Origin of the sequence: Streptosporangium longisporum, from assembly GCF_039534895.1 — a bacterium.
Taxonomy (GTDB): Bacteria; Actinomycetota; Actinomycetes; order Streptosporangiales; family Streptosporangiaceae; genus Streptosporangium; species Streptosporangium longisporum.
Window position 1 is genome coordinate 245,489 of sequence record NZ_BAAAWD010000019.1, and the last position, 21,890, is coordinate 267,378.

General features: G+C 72.0%; 12 protein-coding genes and 1 pseudogene. 11 read left to right on the forward strand and 2 right to left on the reverse strand.

Annotation, left to right across the window (positions count from 1 at the left end):
* Nucleotides 1–274 precede the first annotated feature (274 nt).
* From tkt to ABD832_RS33110, 9 genes are all read left to right on the forward strand, one after another.
* Complete coding sequence (tkt, locus tag ABD832_RS33070; protein WP_344904439.1) at nt 275–2,308, forward strand: transketolase; 2,034 nt, start codon at nt 275–277, stop codon at nt 2,306–2,308.
* Between the two features lie 2 nt (nt 2,309–2,310).
* Nucleotides 2,311–3,414, forward strand: coding sequence for a transaldolase (gene tal, locus ABD832_RS33075; protein WP_344903433.1), 1,104 nt, complete (start codon nt 2,311–2,313; stop codon nt 3,412–3,414).
* Between the two features lie 8 nt (nt 3,415–3,422).
* Nucleotides 3,423–5,051: a glucose-6-phosphate isomerase gene (locus ABD832_RS33080; protein WP_344903436.1), complete on the forward strand. Its 1,629-nt coding sequence runs from the start codon at nt 3,423–3,425 to the stop codon at nt 5,049–5,051.
* Nucleotides 5,052–5,070: 19 nt separating this feature from the next.
* Nucleotides 5,071–6,756 (forward strand): glucose-6-phosphate dehydrogenase, encoded by a 1,686-nt coding sequence (gene zwf / locus ABD832_RS33085; protein WP_344903439.1) that lies wholly within the window; start codon nt 5,071–5,073, stop codon nt 6,754–6,756.
* Nucleotides 6,757–7,668 carry a glucose-6-phosphate dehydrogenase assembly protein OpcA gene (locus tag ABD832_RS33090; RefSeq protein ID WP_344903442.1) on the forward strand — a complete coding sequence of 304 codons (912 nt, stop codon included), beginning with the start codon at nt 6,757–6,759 and terminating at the stop codon, nt 7,666–7,668. It begins immediately after the preceding gene.
* Nucleotides 7,669–8,135: 467 nt separating this feature from the next.
* On the forward strand, nt 8,136–8,909 hold the full coding sequence (gene pgl, locus ABD832_RS33095) for a 6-phosphogluconolactonase (protein WP_344903445.1): 774 nt from the start codon (nt 8,136–8,138) through the stop codon (nt 8,907–8,909).
* Nucleotides 8,910–8,959: 50 nt separating this feature from the next.
* Complete coding sequence (locus ABD832_RS33100; RefSeq protein WP_344903448.1) at nt 8,960–10,765, forward strand: serine/threonine-protein kinase; 1,806 nt, start codon at nt 8,960–8,962, stop codon at nt 10,763–10,765.
* 470 nt (nt 10,766–11,235) lie between these two features.
* Nucleotides 11,236–16,407, forward strand: coding sequence for a WD40 domain-containing protein (locus tag ABD832_RS33105; protein WP_344903451.1), 5,172 nt, complete (start codon nt 11,236–11,238; stop codon nt 16,405–16,407).
* 5 nt (nt 16,408–16,412) lie between these two features.
* Nucleotides 16,413–17,066: an SLATT domain-containing protein gene (locus ABD832_RS33110; protein ID WP_344903454.1), complete on the forward strand. Its 654-nt coding sequence runs from the start codon at nt 16,413–16,415 to the stop codon at nt 17,064–17,066.
* Nucleotides 17,067–17,102: 36 nt separating this feature from the next.
* Here the strand turns inward: ABD832_RS33110 and add are convergent, their stop codons facing one another.
* Nucleotides 17,103–18,131: an adenosine deaminase gene (gene add / locus ABD832_RS33115; RefSeq protein WP_344903457.1), complete on the reverse strand. Its 1,029-nt coding sequence runs from the start codon at nt 18,129–18,131 to the stop codon at nt 17,103–17,105.
* A gap of 212 nt (nt 18,132–18,343) precedes the next feature.
* Between add and ABD832_RS33120 the strand changes: the two are divergent.
* Nucleotides 18,344–18,769 (forward strand): annotated as a pseudogene (locus tag ABD832_RS33120) (Clp protease N-terminal domain-containing protein); the annotation flags it as partial.
* Between the two features lie 487 nt (nt 18,770–19,256).
* Here ABD832_RS33120 and ABD832_RS33125 read toward each other — a convergent pair.
* A complete protein-coding gene (locus ABD832_RS33125) occupies nt 19,257–20,288 on the reverse strand; it encodes a GNAT family N-acetyltransferase (protein WP_344903460.1) in 1,032 nt (343 codons plus the stop codon).
* A 178-nt stretch (nt 20,289–20,466) separates the two neighbouring features.
* Here ABD832_RS33125 and ABD832_RS33130 point away from each other — a divergent pair, with 178 nt between their 5' ends.
* Complete coding sequence (locus ABD832_RS33130) at nt 20,467–21,870, forward strand: NAD(P)/FAD-dependent oxidoreductase (RefSeq protein ID WP_344903463.1); 1,404 nt, start codon at nt 20,467–20,469, stop codon at nt 21,868–21,870.
* The last annotated feature ends 20 nt before the right edge of the window (nt 21,871–21,890 follow it).

A 21,890-nucleotide genomic window follows, 5' to 3' on the forward strand; every position in this document is an offset into this window, starting at 1 on the left:
GCCGCTCACCGATCCCGCGGGCCCGTCCCGGGAACGTCCGCGCCGCGACGGCGCGGGCGGATCACGGGTCCCGCGGGCCTGTCCGGGAGCCGCTCGCGCCACGACGGCGCGGCCGAAACCGTTAGGGTCCGGTGTGGGCGGGAACTAGCCAGATCGGCGCCATCATCACACGATTAAAGATCCGGAGATCGAGCACTTGAGCAGTGAACTCGTGCCAACCCTTGAATGGAGCGACCTGGACCGCCGCGCGGTCGACGTCGTACGGGCCCTGGCCATGGACGCGGTTGAGAAGGCGGGCTCGGGACACCCCGGTACCGCGATGAGTCTGGCGCCCGCCGCCTACCTGCTGTTCCAGCGGGTCATGCGGCACGACCCGTCGGATCCCTCCTGGACGGGCCGCGACCGGTTCGTCCTGTCGGCCGGGCACAGCAGCCTGACCCTCTACATCCAGCTGTACCTGTCGGGTTACGGCCTGAGCCTGGACGACCTCAAGGGGCTGCGCCAGTGGCAGAGCCTGACCCCCGGCCACCCCGAGCACGGTCACACCGCCGGTGTGGAGACCACCACCGGCCCGCTGGGCCAGGGCCTGGGCAACGCGGTCGGCATGGCGATGGCCGCCCGCCGCGAGCGCGGCCTGTTCGACCCGGACGCCGCGCCGGGCACCAGCGTGTTCGACCACGCCATCTGGTGCATCGCCTCCGAGGGTGACATCGAGGAGGGCATCAGCCACGAGGTCAGCGCGCTCGCCGCGCACCAGAAGCTGGGCAACCTGACGGTCGTCTTCGACAGCAACCACATCTCGATCGAGGACGACACCCAGATCGCGCTGAGCGAGGACGTCGTCGCGCGCTACGAGGCGTACGGCTGGCACACCCAGACCGTCGACTGGACCCAGACCGGCGACTACGTCGAGGACGTCCAGGCGCTGCACCAGGCGCTGGAGGAGGCCCGCGCCGAGACCGGCAGGCCGTCGTTCATCCGGCTGCGCACGATCATCGGCTGGCCCGCGCCGAACAAGAAGAACACCGGCAAGATCCACGGCTCGGCGCTGGGCGCCGAGGAGGTCGCCGCCACCAAGAAGGTCCTCGGCCTGGACCCCGAGAAGGACTTCCAGGTCCCCGCCGACGTGCTGGGGCACACCCGCGAGGTCGTCGAGCGCGGCCGTGCCGCCCGCGCCGACTGGAACGCGCGCTACGAGAGCTGGCGCGAGGCCGAGCCCGAGCGCGCCGCCGAGTTCGACCGCATCGCCTCCCGGCGGCTGCCCGCGGGCTGGACCGACGCGCTGCCGACGTTCGAGATCGGCTCCTCGGTCGCCACCCGCAAGGCCTCCGGCGAGGTGCTCAGCAGCCTCGCGCCGGTGCTGCCCGAGCTGTGGGGCGGCTCGGCCGACCTGGCCGAGTCCAACAACACCACGATGAAGGGCGAGCCGTCCTTCATCCCCGAGGAGTTCCAAACCAAGGACTTCCCGGGCCACCCCTACGGCCGCACGCTGCACTTCGGCATCCGCGAGCACGGCATGGGCGCGATCCTGAACGGCATCGCGCTGCACGGCGGCACCCGCCCGTACGGTGGCACGTTCCTGGTCTTCAGCGACTACATGCGCCCGGCGGTGCGGCTGGCGGCGCTGATGAAGCTGCCGGTCACCTACGTGTGGACGCACGACTCCATCGGCCTGGGCGAGGACGGCCCGACCCACCAGCCCATCGAGCACCTGTGGGCGCTGCGCGCCATCCCGGGCCTGGACGTGGTCCGCCCGGCCGACGCCAACGAGACGGCCGCCGCCTGGCAGGTCGTGCTGGAGCACCACGACCGTCCGGCCGCGCTGGCGCTGACCCGGCAGAACCTGCCGGTCTACGAGGGCACCCGGGACGCCACCAAGGTCGCCCGCGGCGGCTACATCCTGCAGGACGCCTCCGACGGCCAGCCGTCGGTGCTGCTGATCGCCACCGGTTCCGAGGTCGAGCTGGCCGTCGAGGCCCGCGAGCTCCTGGAGGCCGAGGGCATCACCGCCCGGGTCGTGTCGATGCCGTGCGTGGAGTGGTTCCAGGCCGAGGACGCGGCCTACCGCCAGTCGGTGCTGCCGCCCTCGGTGAAGGCGCGCGTCGCGGTCGAGGCGGGAATCCCGCTGGGCTGGCGGGAGTTCGTGGGAGACGAGGGCGTGATCCTGGGCCTGGACCACTTCGGTGCCTCGGCCCCCTACCGCACCCTGTACGAGCAGTTCGGGCTGACCGCCGAGCGCGTGGCCGCCGCCGCCAAGGCGACCCTCGCCAAGACCGGAGCCGACAAGGGCGAGACGACGGGAAACTGATCATGAGTGAGATTCTCAGGAAACTGTCCGAGCAGGGCGTCTCCATCTGGCTGGACGACATCAGCCGCGAGCGCCTGCGCACCGGCAACCTCCAGGACCTGATCCGCGACAAGCACGTGGTCGGCGTCACGTCCAACCCGACGATCTTCGCCTCGGCGCTGAGCAAGGGCGACGCCTACGACCAGCAGATGCACGACCTGAAGATCCGCGGTGTGGACGTCGAGGAGGCGGTGCGCGCCATCACCACCTACGACATCCGCTGGGCCGCCGACGTGCTCAAGCCGGTCTACGAGAGCGGCGGCCAGACCGACGGCCGGGTCTCGATCGAGGTCGACCCGCGGCTGTCGAAGGACACCGACAAGACCGTCGCCGAGGCGCGCGCGCTGTGGTGGCTGGTCGACCGGCCCAACCTGTTCATCAAGATCCCGGCCACCGTCGAGGGCCTGTCGGCGATCACCCAGGTGATCGCGGAGGGCATCAGCGTCAACGTCACGCTGATCTTCTCGCTGGAGCGCTACCGCGCGGTCATGGACGCCTGGATGACCGGCCTGGAGCAGGCCAGGGACAAGGGCCTTGAGCTGGGCGGCATCGAGTCGGTGGCCTCGTTCTTCGTCAGCCGGGTGGACGGCGAGATCGACAAGCGGCTCGACAAGATCGGCACCCCCGAGGCGCTGGCGCTCAAGGGCAAGGCCGCGCTGGCCAACGCCCGCCTGGCCTTCGCCGCCTTCGAGGAGGTCGTCGCCTCGGAGCGCTGGAAGGCGCTGGCTGCGGCCGGGGCCCGGCCGCAGCGCCCGCTGTGGGCCTCCACCGGGACCAAGAACCCCGACTACCCCGACACGCTCTACGTCGACCAGCTGGTCACCTCCGGCACGGTCAACACGATGCCGGAGAAGACCCTCGAGGCCACCGCCGACCATGGCAAGATCGACGGCGACACGATCCGTTCCTCCTACGAGGAGGCCTGGAACACCATGGCCGCCCTCAAGGAGGCCGGCATCGACTACGACGACGTCGTCGGCTTCCTGGAGACGGACGGCCTGGACAAGTTCGAGGCCTCCTGGACCGAGCTGCTGGCGACCGTCTCCGCCGAGCTGAAGAAGGCGTGAGGGAGCACATGTCAGTGTCCGTGACGTTCGGTGAGGACGATCTCACCGAGCTTGCCGCCGAGACCGCGGGACGGCTCGCCGCCGAGGGCGTTCCCCAAGCCCTCGCCTCGGGCGACTCCCGCCTGTGGGGGCCCGAGGCCCAGGCCGAGGCGGCCGTCCGCCTCGGCTGGCTGAACCTGCCGCACACCAGCCGGGAGCTGCTGCCCGAGATCGACGCGCTGGTGCGCAGGGCCCGCGCCGAGGGCCTGGACCACGTGGTCCTGGCCGGCATGGGCGGCTCCTCCCTGGCCCCCGAGGTCATCACGGCCTCCGACGACGTACCGCTGACCGTGCTCGACACCACCGACCCCGGCCAGGTGCGCCGGGCCCTGTCGGACCGGCTGGAGAGCACGATCCTGGTCGTGGCCAGCAAGAGCGGCGGGACCGTCGAGACCGACAGCCACCGGCGGATCTACGAGAAGGCCTTCCGCGACGCCGGGATCGACCCGGCGAGCAGGATCGTCGTCGTGACCGACCCGGGCTCGCCGCTGGAGCAGACCGCCCGCGAGGCCGGCTACCAGGTGTTCCTGGCCGACCCGAACGTGGGCGGGCGCTACAGCGCGCTGACCGCGTTCGGCCTGGTGCCCAGCGCGCTGGCCGGGGCCGACGTCGAGCGGCTGCTCGACGACGCGGCCGAGGTGCTGCCACTGCTGTCGCGCACCGAGGGCAACCCCGGCCTCGACCTCGGCGCCGCCCTGGGGGCCGCCGCGGCCGCCGGGCGCGACAAGCTGGTCATCGAGGACGGCCTGTCGGAGATCAACGGTCTGCCCGACTGGATCGAGCAGCTGGTCGCCGAGTCCACCGGCAAGTCCGGCAAGGGCATCCTGCCCGTGGTCGGCGCCGACCCGGGCGACGCCGAGGACGAGCTGCTCGCCGGGATCGACACCGACGGCGTGGTGACCGTGGCCGGTCCGCTGGGCGCGCAGTTCCTCGTCTGGGAGTACGCCACGGCCGTGGCCGGGCGGGTGCTGGGCATCGACCCGTTCAACCAGCCGAACGTGTCGGAGTCCAAGGAGAACACCGCCGCGCTGCTCGACCGGGCCGAGCTGCCGGTCGGCACGCCGCTCCTGGTGGACGGCCCGGTGGAGGTCTACGGCGAGCTTCCCGGGGACGGGGAGGCCAAGGACCTGTCCGACGTGTTCACCCGGCTGCTGGAGGCGATCCCCTCCGACGGCTACCTCGCGGTGATGGCCTACCTCGACCGTGAGGCGGCCTTCGACGCCCCCTACGCCGAGGGCGCCTCGTTCGAGGAGATGACCGACGTGTGGAGCGGGGCCGACGCGGCCACGCTGCGCGGGATGCTCGCCATCCGCACCGACCGCCCGGTCACCTTCGGCTGGGGTCCCCGTTTCCTGCACTCCACCGGCCAGTACCACAAGGGCGGCCCGCAGAACGGGGCGTTCCTGCAGATCACCGGGGCCGTGGAGAACGATCTCGAAGTACCCGGCAAGCCGTACACCCTGGGCAGGCTGCAGCTCGCCCAGGCGCTCGGTGACCTGGGAGCGCTTGCCGGCCGCGGACGTCCCGTCGTGCGGCTGCACCTGACCGACCGCGTCGCGGGCGTCGCGCGCCTGCTGGCCGCCGCCAGGGAGGTCTGATGGGCCGCTGGAGGTTCGCATGAGCAAGGACAGCTCCCCGGCGCCCGCCGGGGAGAGCAGGACGGGCTCCCCGGCCGCGTCCGACCGGCAGGGCGGGCACAAGGGGCACAAGAGTCCCGCCAAGGGGACGGACACCACCACCGCGGCCACCGCCGCCTCCAGCGTCGGCATCACCGAGGCCGTGATCGACGCCAACCCGCTGCGCGACCCGCGCGACAAGCGCCTGCCGCGCGTGGCCGGGCCCTGCGTGCTGGTGCTGTTCGGCGTGACCGGCGACCTGGCCCGCAAGAAGCTGCTGCCGGCGATCTACGACCTGGCCAACCGGGGGCTGCTGCCGCCGGGCTTCTCGCTGGTCGGTTTCGCCCGCCGCGACTGGAAGGACCAGGACTTCGCGCAGCTGACTCACGACGCGGTCAAGGAGCACGCGCGGACGCCGTTCCGCGAGGAGGTCTGGAAGCAGCTGTCGGAGGGCATCTTCTTCTGCCGGGGCGAGTTCACCGACGACGGCGCGTTCGACGCGCTGGCGATGATGCTCAAGGAGATCGACCAGACCCGGGGCACCGGCGGCAACTACGGCTTCTACCTGTCGGTGCCGCCGAAGTTCTTCCCGGTCGTGGTTCAGCAGCTCAAGCGGACCGACCTGGCCGACGGCCCGGACGGTTCCTGGCGGCGGGTCGTGATCGAGAAGCCGTTCGGGCACGACCTGAAGAGCGCCCAGGAGCTCAACGCGATCACCAGCGCGGTGTTCCCGGAGAGCTCGGTGTTCCGCATCGACCACTACCTGGGCAAGGAGACGGTCCAGAACATCCTGGCGCTGCGCTTCGCCAACAACCTGTTCGAGCCGATCTGGAACCGCGGTTACGTCGACCACGTGCAGATCACGATGGCCGAGGACATCGGCATCGGCGGCCGGGCCGGGTACTACGACGGCATCGGCGCGGCCCGCGACGTGATCCAGAACCATTTGATCCAGCTGCTGGCCCTGGTCGGCATGGAGGACCCGACGTCGTTCGGGGCCGACTCGCTGCGCAGGGAGAAGGAGAAGGTCCTCAAGGCGCTGCGGCTGCCGGCCGACCTGTCGCTGGCCACCGCGCGCGGGCGGTACGGTCCCGGCTGGCAGGGCGGTGAGCCGGTCATCGGCTACACCGAGGAGGAGGGCATCCCGCCGGACTCCATCACCGAGACCTACGCCGCCGTCAAGGTGGAGATCGCCAACCGGCGCTGGGCCGGGGTGCCGTTCTACCTGAGGACCGGCAAGCGGCTCGGCCGGCGGGTGACCGAGGTGGCCGTGGTGTTCCAGCGGGCGCCGCACCTGCCGTTCAGCAAGGACGACACCGAGATCCTGGGGCAGAACGCCCTGGTGATCCGGGTGCAGCCGGACGAGGGCATCACGGTGCGGTTCGGCTCCAAGGTGCCCGGCACCGCGATGGAGGTCAGGGACGTCTCGATGGACTTCGCCTACGGCGAGTCGTTCATGGAGTCCTCCCCCGAGGCCTACGAGCGGCTGCTGCTGGACGTGCTGATCGGCGACCCGCCGCTCTTCCCGCACCAGCGGGAGGTCGAGCTGTCGTGGAAGATCCTCGACCCGATCGAGGAGTACTGGAGCTCCCAGGGCCCGCCGGAGGAGTACCCGGCGGGCACGTGGGGGCCGGCCTCGGCCGACGAGATGATGGCCCGCGACGGGCGCGTCTGGAGGCGGCTGTAGATGACCAGCTTCATGCTGAGCGGCACGACCGCCTCGAAGATCTCCTCGCAGCTCACCCACCTGCGCCACCAGATGGGCACCCCCGCGGTCGGCATGGTGCTGACCCTGGTGGTGGTCTGCGGCGAGAGCGAGCAGTACGACGCGGTCCGCGCGGCGACCGAGGCCGCCAGGGAGCACCCCTCCCGGATCCTGGTCGTCATCTCCCGCGACCCGAACGAGCCGAACCGGCTGGACGCCGAGATCCGGTTCGGCGAGTCGACGCCCGGCGAGGTGATCCTGCTCCGCCTGTACGGGGAGCTGACCCGGCACGCCGACTCGGTGGTCAGCCCGCTGCTGCTCACCGACACCCCGGTGGTGGCCTGGTGGCCGGGCGAGTGCCCGGAGGTGCCGGCCAAGGACCCGATCGGCATGCTGGCCCAGCGTCGCATCGTCGACGCGCGGGCCGCGTCCGACGCGGTCAAGGCGATCGTCGGCCGGGCCCGCGGTTACGTGCCCGGTGACACCGACCTGGCCTGGACGCGGCTGACGACGTGGCGGAGCCTGCTGGCCGCCGCGTTCGACCAGCCGGTGGGCAAGGTCAAGCGGGGCGGCGTGGAGGCGGTGCCCGGTCACGCCAGTGCCCTGCTGCTGGCGGCCTGGCTGAGCGACCGGCTGGGCGCGTCCGTGAAGGTCTCCGAGTCCGAGGGTCCGGGCCTGACCGCGGTGAGGCTGTCGGCCGCGGACGGCGACATCGTGATCACGCGGTCCGACGGCCACCTGGCCACGCTCTCGCGTCCGGGCCAGCCGGACCGCAGGGTCGCCCTGACCCGGCGCCCGACGTCGGAGCTGCTCGCCGAGGAACTGCGGCGGCTGGACCCCGACGAGGTCTACGCGGCCGCGCTCCAGCGGCTCGCCAAGACCAACCGGTCCTGAGCCGGTCCTGAGCCGGTCCTGAGCCGGTCCTGAGCCGGTCCTGAGCCGGTCCTGAGCCGGTCCTGAGTGGTGGGTGCCCCGCGGTGAGCCGCGGGGCACCCGTCCGCCGCTTCCCCGTCCGCCGCTCCCCGGTGCGGCGTGTCCCGGATACGGGGTGTGCCGCTCGTCCTGTTTCGGGCGTTCCATAGAAGAATTTCGGTTTCGCCTGTTCCGGGGGCGCGAATTTCCCGTACCCGACGTCCCGCGCGGGACGTCCCGGGCCGGGTAGTCTCGCGCCCGGAGTCCCGTACCGGAGGCCCCGCGTCATCGGCCTCGCCCCTGAGACCTCACCCGTGAGGCCTGGCCTTCGAGGCCCGGCCTCTGAGGCCTCACCCCGAGGCCTCGTCCCATGAGTCCCGCGTTCCACAGTCCCGCGCCCCACGATTCCCGCGCCCGAGGTTCCGGGCCGAAAGAGAAGAAGTAGTCCCGTGAGCGTTCCCACCGTGATCATCCACCGTGACGCCGACATGCTGGCCAAGGCCGTCGCGGCCCGGGTCATCGTCCGCGCCGTCGACGCGCAGTCGGCCAAGGGCTCGGCGCACCTGGTGCTGACCGGCGGCACCGTCGGCATCGCCACCCTCGCCGAGATCGCCGCCTCCCCGGCCAGGGACGCCGTCGACTGGCGCAGGGTGGACCTGTGGTGGGGTGACGAGCGCTTCCTGCCCTCCGGCGACGCCGAGCGCAACGAGACCGGTGCCCGCGAGGCCCTGCTGGACCACCTCGACCTCGACCCGGAACGGGTCCACGTGATGCGCGGCCCGGACTCGGGGATGACCGCCGAGGAGTCGGCCGACGCCTACGCCGACGAGCTCCGGCGCGCCGCCCGCCCCGAGGACCACGGCCCGGCCCCGTCCTTCGACCTGACGATGCTCGGCATGGGCCCGGACGGGCACGTGGCCTCGCTCTTCCCCGGCATGCCCGCGCTGTACGACACCCGCCCGGTGGTGGCGGTGCACGGCTCGCCCAAGCCGCCGCCCACCCGGATCTCGCTGACCATGCCGGTCATCCGGAACTCCGCCGACGTGTGGGTGATCGCCGCGGGCGAGGAGAAGGCCGGGGCGGTACGGTTGGCCCTGTCGGACTCGGGACCGATGCAGGTCCCCGCGGCCGGCGCCCGGGGCAGCCGGCGGACCCTCTTCCTGCTGGACAGGGCCGCCGCCTCCAAGATCCCCTCCTCGCTGGGGCGCATCTCCTCCCCATGACCGGCGCGTACGACCGGCATGTCGGATCATCAACCGGGTAGGGAGGTGTCGTGGCTTTTCTGCACTACGAGGGCCTGCTGCTGGCCGGGCGGTACCGTCTCATCGCCGAACTGGGCAGGGGCGGCATGGCGACGGTGTGGCGCGCCCACGACGAGCTCCTCGATCGCGAGGTCGCGGCCAAGGAGGTCGTGATCTCCGACCACCTGCCCCAGGCGGAGCGCGAGGTCCTGCTGGAGCGCACCCTGAGGGAGGCGCGCCTGGCCGCGCGGCTGAACCACCCCAACATCGCCGCGGTGTACGACGTGGTCCGCACCGACCGCAACCCGTGGATCATGCTGCAGCTCGTCCGGTCCCGCGACCTCACCGAGGTGATCACCACCGAGGGCCGCCTGCCCGTGCCCGTCGTCGCGCGCATCGGGCTGGAGGTGCTGTCGGCGCTGGAGGCCGCGCACGCGGCCGGTGTCGTCCACCGCGACGTCAAGCCCGCCAACATCCTGCTCACCGACGACGGGCGGTCGATCCTGACCGACTTCGGGCTGGCCACCGCCGTGAACAAGGAGGGCGGTCTCACCAGCGCGGGCATGGTCGTGGGCACGCCCGCCTACATCGCTCCCGAGCGCGCCGGCGGCGGCGCCTCCAGCCCCCGGAGCGACCTGTGGTCCCTGGGTGCCACCCTGTACGCGGCCGTCGAGGGACACGCTCCGTTCGCCCGCAGCACCGTGATGGCCACGTTCACCGCGGTGATGACGACCGCCCCCGTGTTCCGGTACGCCGGCCCCCTGGCGCCCGTCATCACCGGCCTGCTCCAGAAGGATCCCGCCCTGCGTACCGACGCCGCCCGCGCCCGCGAGCAGCTGAGGGAGGTGGCCGCGCTGCGCGTCCCGGAGGGGGACACGGCCGTGCCGGGGTACCGGGAGCAGGACACGGTCACGTCGCAGGGCCGGGAACCGAAAGAGGCCGCGTCGTGGGACCGGGACACCGGTGAGGCCGGGATCCCCTTCCGCACCGGGGCGATCGTGACGTCCGCCGCCGTCCGGAGCACCACGGGGCACTCCGCCCCCGTCCCCTCCCCCGATCCCGTTCCCACCCCCACCCCTCCGCCCGTCCCCGCCCCCGGCGCTGCCTCCGCCCCTGCCCCTGTCTCTGTCTCAGCCCCTGCCCTCGGCTCCGCCCCCTCCCCCATGTCCGGCCCCGCGTCCGTCCCCTCGCCCGTGTTCGGCCTCGGGTCCGGTACGGTCCCCCCGTCCACGCGTCACGGGCACGCCGGGAACGGTGACCGTTCCGGGCCCGCTCCGGCGCGTCGGCGGACCATCGGGTACCGGTGGCTCTCGGCGGGCGTCGTGGCCCTGCTCGCGGGCGTTCTCGTCACGATCAGCGCCTTCACGTCCCAGCATCCGGACGGCGGGCTCGACCGGTCGCCGCGTGTCGCCCCCGCCAGCGCCGATCCCGCCGCGACGCTCCGGATCGACCGCGTTCCCGAGGTGCCCGAGGTCCCCGAGGTGCATCCCACGACCGGCCACCGTTCCACCTCCACGCCCCGCGGGCGGTCCACGTCCGAACCTCGCGGCCGTTCCACGGCCGAACCCCGGCCGCAGCCCACGACCGCGCCTCGCGACCGTTCCACGGCCGAGCCTCGCGACCAGGCCGCGACCACCTCGCCCCGTGAGCGGTCCACCACCCCGGCGCGGCCGACCGCGACCGGATCCGGCACGGAACCCACCGTCGCGGCCACCTCCGCGGCGCCCAAGCCGGAGCCCGGCGACAACGGTGGCAACGGGAACAACGGCAACGGGGGGAACGGGAACAACAACCCGAACCCGAACGCGAACCCCAACCCGAACGGCAGGAACAACTAGCCCCACCTCACCGGTCCCCCGGACGCTCACGGACGCCGTCCGGCGACCGCGTCGATCTCGGTGAGGATCTCCCGCGGGTCCGGGCTGGAGGCGTGCACGGCGTTGCGGGCCGGCACGGAGGATCGCGGTTCGCTCCCGACCGCGCGACAGGCCACGGCCACGGCCGGTGAACGCCGTCTCCAAGATCGTCTCGGCCTCGGGGACGGCGGGGGTCGCGTCATCGTGGTCGACGCGATCGACGACCGTGCCGCCGGCTTCTCCTCCTTCCACGGGTTTCTCCCGGTCAAGGACGATCCCCGTCGGCCGGTGATGAAGACGGCCGCCGCACGGGCGGCGCTCGCCGCCTCCCGACCCCGGCCGACGATCCGTTGTCACGGCTCTGGGCCGACAGATGAAAATTGATTTGCGAGGATTTTTCATATCAACGACCGCCTTATGATTGCGACCACGGCGGTATCCGTGGAGGGATCATGACCGGTCGGCACTCTGTCACCATTCTTCATGTTTCGGACATGCAGTTCGGAAAGGAGCATCGATTCGGGACAGAGGGCATCACCGAGGGGGATCGCAAATGCTCCTCGCTGGCCGCACGGCTGCTGGACGACCTCGCCTGGCTCCAGGGGGAGCATGAGCTGCGGCCCGACCTGGTGGTCGCCTCCGGAGATCTGACCGAATGGGCACTTCCCACCGAGTTCACGAAGGTGAACGAGTTTCTCACCGAAGTGGCGGAGGGTCTCGGGCTCGGAAATGACCGGGTCGCGATGGTGCCGGGCAACCATGACATCAGCTGGAAGAAATGCCGGGCGTACTTCGATGACTGCGCCGGGGACGAAATCAATCCCGTGCCCCCGTACTGGCCGAAATGGATGCCCTTTTTCAGGATGTTCAGCCAGTTTTATATTGGAATACCCGGTATCGAATTCCCCAAGGACCAGCCGTGGTCCCTGTTCGAGATGCCCGAGCTGAACACGGTCGTCGCCGGGCTCAACTCCACCATGGCCGAGAGCCATCGGGACCCGGACCACTACGGCTTCTGCGGCGAGGAGCAGCTGCGCTGGTTCGCCGACAGGCTGCGCGCGTACGCCGGGCGGGGCTGGCTCAGGATCGGCGTGATGCACCACAACCCGGTGATCGTCGACCCGGAGGACGACGCCTTCCTGCGTGATCGGCACCATTTCGGCGAGCTCGTCGCCCCGCACCTGAACCTGTTGCTGCACGGCCACACCCATGAGGGCCGCATCGACAGTTACGGCGCCGACGCCCTCGCCGTGCTCTGCGCGGGCAGCACCGGGGTCCGTGAGGCGGCACGCCCGGACGAGGTGCCCAACCAGTACCAGCTCGTCGAGGTCACCCCCGGAGGCCTCCAGGTGTACGCGAGGCGGTACAACGCCTCCCGCCGTCGCTGGGAGGGTGACACGGGCATCGGGATCGGCCGTGACCAGGCGACGCGCCGGCTGAAGCGCTCCTTCGACGACTGCCACGCCACCTTTCCCTCCCTCGCGTCCCGGGACGACGAGCGCGACGAGGAGGCGGACCCTCGTACCCGCCGCTCACCGGACGTCCACCGCGACGACCTGCTCACCCGGGTGCGTCAGGTCTGCCGGGTGCGCCATCCGGAAGCGGATGTGAAAGAGATCAGGAGCGGTGACAGGCGCTCCGGCTACCTGCGGGTCACGGTGCCGTCCGAGCCCCAGGTGTCGATGTATCCGATCGGGGTGTGCGAGGGGCCGCCGGGTCGTGAGGTGATGGAGTCCTTCCTGTCGGAGGTGGACGCGCGCTATCGAGCCGGCGATCCTCACCTGACCTCGTACTTCGTCTACGACGGCGAGGCCGTCCCGGAGGAGTTGAGGACCTGGTCGGGCATGCGGGGGGTGCGCCTCCAGCGGCTGATGGAGTTCCAGGGGGTTCCCGACCTGCAGCCGTACGCGGACAAGCAGGCCGAGCGGCTGGCCGGCAGCCAGGTCTATCCCTCCGAGCTCTACGTGCCGCAGCGTTTCAGCGTCGCGGACGGCCGCGGACCGGGACAGGCCCGGCCCGGCCTGCTGGAACGGCTGAGGGAGTGGATCGCCGACCACGACGGCCGGTTCGTCGTCGTGCTGGGCGACTTCGGCCACGGCAAGACCTTCCTTCTCCGCGAGCTCACCCGGCTGATCCACCGGGAGGGCGTCCCTCCGGTCATCCCGATCCTGATCCAGCTCAGGGACCTGGAGAAGGCCCACACCCTCGACGAGCTCCTCGCCGCCCACCTGACGGCGGGCGGCGAGGAGGTCATCGACCACCGCCTGCTGCGCTATCTCATCCATGAGGGACGGGTGCTGCTGCTCTTCGACGGCTTCGACGAGCTCGCGCTGCGCGTGACCTACGAGCGGGCCGCCGAGCACCTCGGCACCCTGGTCCAGGCCGCGCAGGGGCGGGCGAAGGTGGTGCTGACCAGCCGCACCCAGTACTTCCTGTCCGACCGGGACGTGGAGACCGCCCTGAGCGGCAGGCTGGCCACCGTACCGGGCCGGAGGCTCGTCAGGCTCCACGAGTTCGACGACGCCCAGATCCTGGCCTTCCTCACCCGTCTCCTCGGCGGGGACGAGGCCGGTGCCCGCGCGCGACTCGAACTGCTGCGCGACGTGCAGGATCTTCTGGGGCTGTCGCGGAACCCGCGCATGCTCGGCTTCATCTCCCGGCTCGACGAGAACCGGCTCCGGCGGATCCGGGACCGGAAGGGCACGATCAGCGCCGCGGTGCTCTACCGCGAGCTGCTGGAACGCTGGCTGGAGTTCGAGTACGACCGTGCCCGGCCGAAGGGCACGATGCCGTCCCTGCCGGTCACGGATCGCTGGACGGCGGTGCAGGCGCTCGCGCTGGAGCTGTGGAACACCGGTCAGGAGACCCTCGGCCTCGACGCCCTGGGAACCGTCGCCGAGACCCTGCGGAGCCTCGCCGAACTCCGGCTCACCCCCGGCCAGGCGTCCCACGTGATCGGTTCCGGCACCCTCCTGGTCCGCCCGGAGAGCGGACGGTTCGCGTTCGTGCACCGCTCGGTGATGGAGTGGCTGGTCGCGGACCGGATCGCCGGACGGCTCAAGGAGGGGGAGCGGAATCCGCCCGAACTGCTGGTGCGGGCCCTGTCCGAGCTGATGGCCGACTTCGTCGCGGAACTGGCGGGAAGATCCACGGTGACCGCCTGGGCGCAGGCGTCGCTCGCGGCCGGGACCGACACGACGACACGGACGGCCAAGCAGAACGCCCTGACGCTGCTGCGCCGCCTGAACGCTCCCCTGCGCTCCGGGGACGGCGACCGGCCGCGCGTCAGGCTCTCCGGGATGAACCTGCGCGGCGCCGACCTCACCGGAGCCGATCTCCGCGACGCGGACCTCTCCGGCGCGGACCTGCGGGAGGCCCGCCTCGACGGTGCCGACCTCACCGGTGCGGACCTGCGCGACGCCGTACTGCGGGAGAGTTCTGGGAGGAAGGCGCGCCTCGACGGCGCCGACCTGCGGCGCGCCGACTTCTCCCTGGCCCGGTTCTTCGACGCCGGCCTCACCGGCGCGCGCTTCGAGGGCTCGCGGTGGGTCCGTACGGTTCTGCTGGGCGCCGTCCTGACCCCGGGCCGCCTCGACGGCTGCGACACCCGAGGCGCGGCCCTGCCTTCCCGCTTCGTGCCGTCGCACGAGTCGGCTCCGTCACACGACAGCCTGCTCCATTCGTTGGCGTGGAGTCCCGGCGGGGACATCCTGGCCTTCGGTGGCAGCAGTCATCGGATACACCTCTGGGATCCCGCCGCGGGCACCCTGATCCGTACCCTCCAGGGCCACACCGGCGGCGTCAACACGCTGGCCTGGAGTCCGGACGGCACCCGCCTGGCCACCGCCGGCGACGACGCGACCGTCCGCGTCTGGGACCCCGCCACCGGCGCCCTGGTCCGTGCCCTCGAAGGACACACCGACTGGGTCCGCTCCGTCTCCTGGAGCCCGGACGGCACCCGCCTGGCCACCGCCGGCGACGACGCGACCGTCCGCGTCTGGGACCCCGCCACCGGCGCCCGGATCCGCGCCGTCCACATCCACCCCGGCCGCGTCAACGTGCTGGCCTGGAGCCCGGACGGCGCGCACCTGGCCACCGCGGGCAACGACGCGACCGCCCACCTGTGGGATCCCGCCACCGGCGCTCTCGTCCGTACCCTCGAAGGACACCCGGGCCGTGTCAACACACTGACCTGGAGTCCGGACGGCGCGCACCTGGCCACCGCGGGCAACGACGCGACCGTCCGCGTCTGGGACCCCGCCACCGGCACCCTCGTCCGTACCCTCGAAGGACACGCCGACTGGATCAACTCCGTCTCCTGGAGCCCGGACGGCATCCACCTGGCCACCGCGGGCAACGACGCGACCGTGCGCGTCTGGGACCCCGCCACCGGCACCCTCGTCCGTACCCTCGAAGGACACCCGGGCCGCGTCAACACACTGGCCTGGAGTCCCGGCGCCATCCACCTGGCCACCATCGGCAACGACGCGATCATCCGCGTCTGGGACCCCGCCACCGGCACCCTGGTCCGTACCCTCGAAGGCCGAACCCGCTGGACCGGCTCCGTCGCCTGGAGCCCCGACGGCACCCGCCTGGCCACCGGCGGCGACGACGCGACCGTTCACCTGTGGGATCCCGCCACCGGCACCCGGACCCGCACCCTCGAAGGACACACCGACTGGATCCGCTCCGTCGCCTGGAGCCCCGACGCCGCCCGCCTGGCCACCGGCGGCGACGACGCGACCGTCCACCTGTGGGACCCCGCCACCGGCACCCGGACCCGCACCCTCGAAGGACACACCGGCGGCGTCAACGCGCTGGCCTGGAGCCCCGACGGCACCCACCTCGCCAGCGCCGACGGTGACGCGATCATCCGCGTCTGGGATCCCTCCACCGGCCTCCGATCCCGCGTCCTCAAAGGCCACGACGGCGGTGTCAACGCACTGGCCTGGAACCCCGACGGCACCTGCCTCGCCACCGGCAGTGACGACACGACCGTCCGCATCTGGGATCACACCACGGGGGTCGTGGCCCGCACCGTCGAGGGTCGCACCGGCGGCGTCAACGCGCTGGCCTGGAGCCCCGACGGCACCCGCCTCGCCACCGGCGGCGACGACGTGACCGTCCACCTGTGGGATCCCGCCACCGGCACCCGGACCCGCACCCTCGAAGGACACACCGACTGGGTCCGCTCCGTCTCCTGGAGCCCGGACGGCACCCGCCTGGCCACCGCAGGCGACGACGCGACCGTCCGCGTCTGGGACCCCGCCACCGGCACCCTGGTCCGTACCCTCGAAGGACACACCCACTGGATCCGCTCCATCTCCTGGAGCCCCGACGGCACCCGCCTGGCCACCGCCGGACACGACGCGACCGTCCGCGTCTGGGACCCCGCCACCGGCGCCCACCTCGCCTCGCTGCTCGCTCTGCCCGACGGATCCGCCGCCTTCGGGCCCGACGGGCTGGTCCACAAGCTCAGCGGCACTCCCACCGGCGTGTTCTGGTGGGCCGTCAACCTGTGCACCTTCTCCGCGGAAGAACTCGCCCCCTACGTCTCCGGCCTTCGCCGGGTGCCGTACGACTCTCCCCTGAGCGCGCTCCTCCCCCGCCCCGAAGACAGGTGACCCTCATGTCAAGCACCGCCCCTGTTCCCTCCGGCGGCCGGGCACCGGAGGGGAGCGGAGGCTCCGCACCGGGCGGGCGTCGTACGTTCAGGCAACCCGACCTGGGGGTCAGGACCTTTCCGCTGGTCTCGGCCGAGGAGTGGCGCAGGCCCGAGGAGGTCCTGCGGCGGATGTATCTCGAGGCCGAGGAGCGGGCCGTCGAGGCGTACACCTGGTACATGCGGGACCGCGTCAGGAAGCGGGTCTCCTCCAAGGTGGTGCGAGGGGCGGCGATCGTGCTGGCCGCCGCGGGCGGGCTCCAGCCGCTGGCCAGCGCGGCCGGGGCGGGGGGCGGTCTGGGGTGGGGCTATGTGCTGCTCGCCTCGGCCGGTGTCTGCGTCGCGTTCGACCATTTCCTCGGGCTGTCGTCCCGCTGGATGCGGAACATGGTCTGTGCGCAGGAGATCCGGTCGCGCCTTCACGACTTCCAGCTCGACTGGGCGGTGCTCAACGCGCGCGACGCGGCCGGACAGGGGCCGATCCCGGTGGAAGAGTACCTCGAACTGCTCCGGGCCTTCATCACCGACCTGTCGGCGACGATCACCAGGGAGACCGGAGAGTGGGTCACCGAGTTCCAGAGCGGGCTGGCCCAGCTCAATCCGCCGCCCGGCCAGAAGTGATCCCGGCCGTCGACGGCCACCGGAGACCGGCACGGTTCACCCCGGTACCGGGCCGGTGGAGACGGCGTCGATCTCGGTGAGGATCTCCTGCCTGCCCTGCGGGTCCAGGCTGGAGGCGTGCACGGCGTTGCGGGCCAGGGTGACGAGGGTGTCGCGGTCCAGGCCGAGGTCCTCGGCGGCGACCCGGTACTCGCGGCTCAGGCTGGTGGCGAACATGGGCGGGTCGTCGCTGTTGAGGGTGACGAACAGGCCCTCCTCGATCATGCGGGGCAGCGGGTGGTCCTCGATCCGGGCGACCTGGCCGGTGCAGACGTTGGAGGTGGGGCAGACCTCCAGCGGGATCCGGGTCTCGCGCAGGTGGGCGATCAGCCGGGGGTCGTCCATGCAGGAGATGCCGTGGCCGATCCGCTCGGCGCCGAGGTGCTCCAGGGCCTCCCAGATGGTCTCGGGGCCGCTCATCTCGCCCGCGTGCGGCAGGCTGCGCAGCCCGGCGGCCGTGGCGGCACGGAAGGCGTCCCGGAACGTGTCCCGGTACCTGGGGCGTTCCTGCTCGATCCCGGCCAGCCCGAAACCTACCAGCGCGTGGGGAGGTTCTCCGAGCGCGTGGTCCAGGGTGATCCGGGCCGCCTCGGTGCCGTACTCGCCGGGGATGTCGAAGACGTACGCCACCCGCACGCCGTGCTCCTCGAGGGAGCGGCGGGCGGCGTGGTCGAGGGCCTCGGTGACCTCGCGCATCGGCATGCCCACCACGTGGTGGGCGTACGGGGTGACGGTCAGCTCGACGTAGCGGGCGTTCTGCCCGGACAGGTCGCGGGTCAGGCCGAGCACCAGGGTCGCGATGTCCTCGGGCTCGCGGACCAGGGCGTTGACCGCCTGGTAGATCCGGGCGAAGTGCGGGAAGTCGCGGAAGCGGTAGAAGGCGCGCAGCGCCTCCTCCTCGGCGGGGACGCCGCCGTCGGGGTGGCGGCGGGCGAGTTCGAGCACGGTGGGCACCGAGGCGGAGCCGACCAGGTGGACGTGCAGTTCGACCTTGGGGAGCGCGTCGATGAAGGCGTCGATCGTCATGCCGGGACCCTACGCACCCCCCGGCCGCCCACGGAAGGCATTCTCAAGGAACCTGACATGAAAATGTACGGTTTCCCGTTCACAGGGAATGGCCGGAGCACGCGGGGCGCGCCGCGCGGGGCGAAAATCCCCGGGGGGATCTCCTCCCGATCGTCCCGCACCTGGCGCATAGTGGGTGTCAGGCACCTCGACACCCCTCTTGGAGGCTCCCCGTGTTCGAGCGCTTCACCGACCGCGCCCGCAGGGTCGTGGTCCTGGCCCAGGAGGAGGCCCGGCGCCTGGGTCACGGGCACATCGGCACCGAGCACATCCTGCTCGGGCTGATCCGCGAGGAGGACGGCGTCGCCGGCCGCGCCCTGCAGAGGTTCGGCATCGGCGGCGACCAGGTCAGGAACGACGTGGAAGAGATCATCGGCAAGGGCGGGCGGACCGAGCCCGGTCACATCCCCTTCACCGCCCCCGCCAAGAAGGTGCTCGAACTGTCCCTGCGGGAGGCGCTCGGCCTGCATCACAGCTACATCGGCACCGAGCACATCCTGCTCGGGCTGATCCGTGAGGGCGACGGGGTGGCCGCGCGCGTGCTGGCCGGCCGGGGCGCGCACCTGGAGGCGGTACGCGCCCAGGTGATCACGGTGCTCGGCCGGCGCGATCCGGGCCGCGTGCCGGCCGTGGAGGAGGGCTTCCCGATCATGGGGACCTCCGTGGAGGCACGGCTGGACCGCGTCCAGGAGAGCCTGGACCGGATCGAGCTCAGGCTGGCGGCGCTGGGGCCGGAGGGCGAGAGCTCCGGCTCCCCGGGGGCGCCGCTCTCCCCGGAGGCGTCATCCGCGTCATCCGCGTCACCGGCGTCACCGGAGTCGTCGGCACCGTCCGGCGGCGTTCCCGGGCGGCCGGACGGGGATCCCGACGAGACTCCCGGGTCCGGACAGGACCCGGGGCCGGCGGCCGGGGAGAGACCGGGCGCCTGAGGGCCTCACCCGCGAGGGGACGGAGAGACCGGGAAGGCCGGGGAGCCGGAGGGATCGGGGCGTGCCCGCGCCCGCCCCCGACGGGAGGCGCGGGAGGGTGGCCTCCCCGTTCCGGGACCCCTGAGCGATCCCGGAACGGGGAGGACGTGTGACGGGTTCACCCCGGGGACGCCGTCGCCATCGCGCCCACGGCCAGCCTGGCCTCCACCACGCCGGGGTCCTCGGTGTGGTTCAGGGTCGCGCCGAGCGAGACCAGCAGCCTGCGCATCCGCACGTTGTCCGACAGCAGGGTCGCCCTGACCTCGGCGAAGCCCAGGTCGCGGGCCTGGCGGACGAGCACCCCGGCCAGGTGGGTGCCCAGTCCCCTGCCCTGCCAGCGGTCCTCGACCAGGAAGGCCATCTCGGCGATGCCCGGGTCCGGGGTGAACATCAGGCTGGCGACGGCGATGACCTGGCCGTCCTGTCCGGCGACGACCGAGTGGCCGCGGGTGCGGTCGCAGAGGCGGTCGAAGACCTTCGGCGGCAGCACCGGCATGGCGGTGAAGTAGCGGAACCTGCGGGCCTCGGGCGAGCAGCGGTCGTGCAGGTCGCGTACGGCCTCGCGGTGCAGGCCGGTGAGCGGGCGGACCTGGACCTCGGTGCCGTCGGAGAGCTTGAGCTCGCGGTCGGAGCCGGTCTGCTCGGCCGGGGGCTGCGCCAGCCGTACGAAGGAGGCGGCGCGGGCGGCCTCGGTGAGGGTGAAGGGAAGCTCGGAGCGGCGCACCCTGATCGCACGGCGCGCGGTGACCGGGACGGTGAGCAGCGTCGGGTCGGGAAGATCGCTCATCTCCGAGCCGTAGACCCACCGGGAGTCCTCGGCGCGCAGCAGCTCCCCGAGCAGTTCCGGCAGGCGCCAGGGCGTCGTGCGCAGCCGTGAGGCGAGCAGCAGGACCCGGGTGGGCTCGTCGGTCAGCTCGTGCGCGGTGGCGGTGACGACCTGGACCTCGCGTCCCCCGGCGGCCTCCAGAGCCTCACGGACCGCCTCGGCGTTCGCCGGGATGTCCGTGACGAACTCGTCGACCGTGCCGTTCGCGTCGGTCTGGACGCTCAGGCCCAGGATGTTGCCGCCCTTGGCGGCGAGCGCGGCGGCCAGCGAGGCGAGACGCCCGGGCCGCTCGTCGACGGTGGTGCGGATTCGCAGAAATCCCATCAGAACGCTCCCTCTGTCAGGGGATAGCCTTTCCTGATCCTGTTACGGGACTGCTACACATGAGTGAGCCCATCGTTACGTATGGCAAGATCACTAATTACGCGGCCGGACGGCGTTCCCGCAACGATTTCCGTTGCCGGTTATGCCCATATAGACGGATATAGCAGGATATGAAGCTATGAGTACGCGTGTTCCCCTGGCTGGGGATTTCGTCAACGGAGACGTCTCCTTCTGGTACCGCTCCCTCGGTCTCCCCGCGGCCGGTACGCCCCTGGACGGCGACCTCGACGCCGACGTGGCCGTCGTCGGCGCCGGATACACCGGCCTGTGGACCGCGTACTACCTCAAGAAGGCGGCCCCAGGCCTGCGGGTCGTGGTGCTGGAGAAGGAGTTCGCGGGCTACGGCGCCTCCGGGCGCAACGGCGGCTGGCTGGTCGGCGAGCTGGCGGGCACCCCCGAGCGCTACGCCAGGACGCACGGGGCGGACGCGGCCAGGCGGTTCCAGCGGGTGATGTTCGAGACCGTCGACGAGGTCGTGGCCGTGGCCGAGGACGAGGACATCGACGCGGAGATCGTCAAGGGCGGGGTCACCACGGTCGCCACCAACGCCGCCCAGGACCGTCGGCTGCGCCGGCTGCTGGCCCACGAGCGCCACTGGGGCTGGACCGAGCAGGACGTGCGGCTGCTGGACGCGGCCGAGCGGGAGGAGCGGCTGCGGGTGAACGGCGCGGTCAGCGCGATCTGGAGCCCGCACTGCGCCCGCATCCAGCCCGCCAAGCTGGCCCGCGGCCTGGCGGACACCGTACGGGAGATGGGGGTGGAGATCTTCGAGCGGACCCCGGTCACCGAGATCGCCCCGCACGAGGCCCGCACCCCCCGCGGCACGGTCCGCGCCGGTCACGTCATCCGCGCCACCGAGGGGTTCACCGCCGGGTTCAGGCAGTACCACCGGACGTGGCTGCCGATGAACAGCTCCATGATCGTCACCGAGCCGCTGGGGGCGGAGCTCTGGGACGAGATCGGCTGGTCCGGCGGCGAGCTCCTCGGCGACATGGCGCACTACTACATGTACGCCCAGCGCACCGCCGACGGCCGGATCGCGTTCGGCGGGCGCGGCAGGCCATACCTGTTCGGCTCGCGGGTGGACGACCGCGGCCGCACCCACTCCTGGACGATCGAGGCGCTGTGGGAGCTGCTGACCGGCATGTTCCCCGCCGTCCGGGCCTCCCGGGTGGCGCACGCCTGGTCCGGCGTGCTGGGCGTGCCGCGCGACTGGTGCGCCACCGTGCACGTCGACCACGCCACCGGCATCGGCTGGGCGGGCGGCTACACCGGCCACGGGGTCACCACGGCCAACCTGGCCGGCCGTACCCTGCGCGACCTGATCCTGCGCGAGGACACCGAGCTGGCCTCCCTGCCCTGGGTGGACCGTAAGGTGCGAGGCTGGGAGGTGGAACCGCTGCGGTGGATCGGCGTGCACGCCATGTACGACCTCTACCGGCGGGCCGACGCCCGGGAGAACGCGGGGCTCGGCCGCACCTCGGTGCTGGCCCGCGTCGCCGACTCCATCACCGGACGCTGACGACGGTCGCGTCCCCACGC

Coding starts and splice junctions, on each gene's coding strand:
- tal (WP_344903433.1), top strand. CDS start 2,311: ATGAGTGAGATTCTCAGGAAACTGTCCGAGCAGGGCGTCTCCATCTGG.
- ABD832_RS33105 (WP_344903451.1), top strand. CDS start 11,236: ATGACCGGTCGGCACTCTGTCACCATTCTTCATGTTTCGGACATGCAG.
- ABD832_RS33080 (WP_344903436.1), top strand. CDS start 3,423: ATGTCAGTGTCCGTGACGTTCGGTGAGGACGATCTCACCGAGCTTGCC.
- ABD832_RS33130 (WP_344903463.1), top strand. CDS start 20,467: ATGAGTACGCGTGTTCCCCTGGCTGGGGATTTCGTCAACGGAGACGTC.
- ABD832_RS33110 (WP_344903454.1), top strand. CDS start 16,413: ATGTCAAGCACCGCCCCTGTTCCCTCCGGCGGCCGGGCACCGGAGGGG.
- ABD832_RS33090 (WP_344903442.1), top strand. CDS start 6,757: ATGACCAGCTTCATGCTGAGCGGCACGACCGCCTCGAAGATCTCCTCG.
- ABD832_RS33125 (WP_344903460.1), bottom strand. CDS start 20,288: ATGGGATTTCTGCGAATCCGCACCACCGTCGACGAGCGGCCCGGGCGT.
- add (WP_344903457.1), bottom strand. CDS start 18,131: ATGACGATCGACGCCTTCATCGACGCGCTCCCCAAGGTCGAACTGCAC.
- zwf (WP_344903439.1), top strand. CDS start 5,071: ATGAGCAAGGACAGCTCCCCGGCGCCCGCCGGGGAGAGCAGGACGGGC.
- tkt (WP_344904439.1), top strand. CDS start 275: ATGGACGCGGTTGAGAAGGCGGGCTCGGGACACCCCGGTACCGCGATG.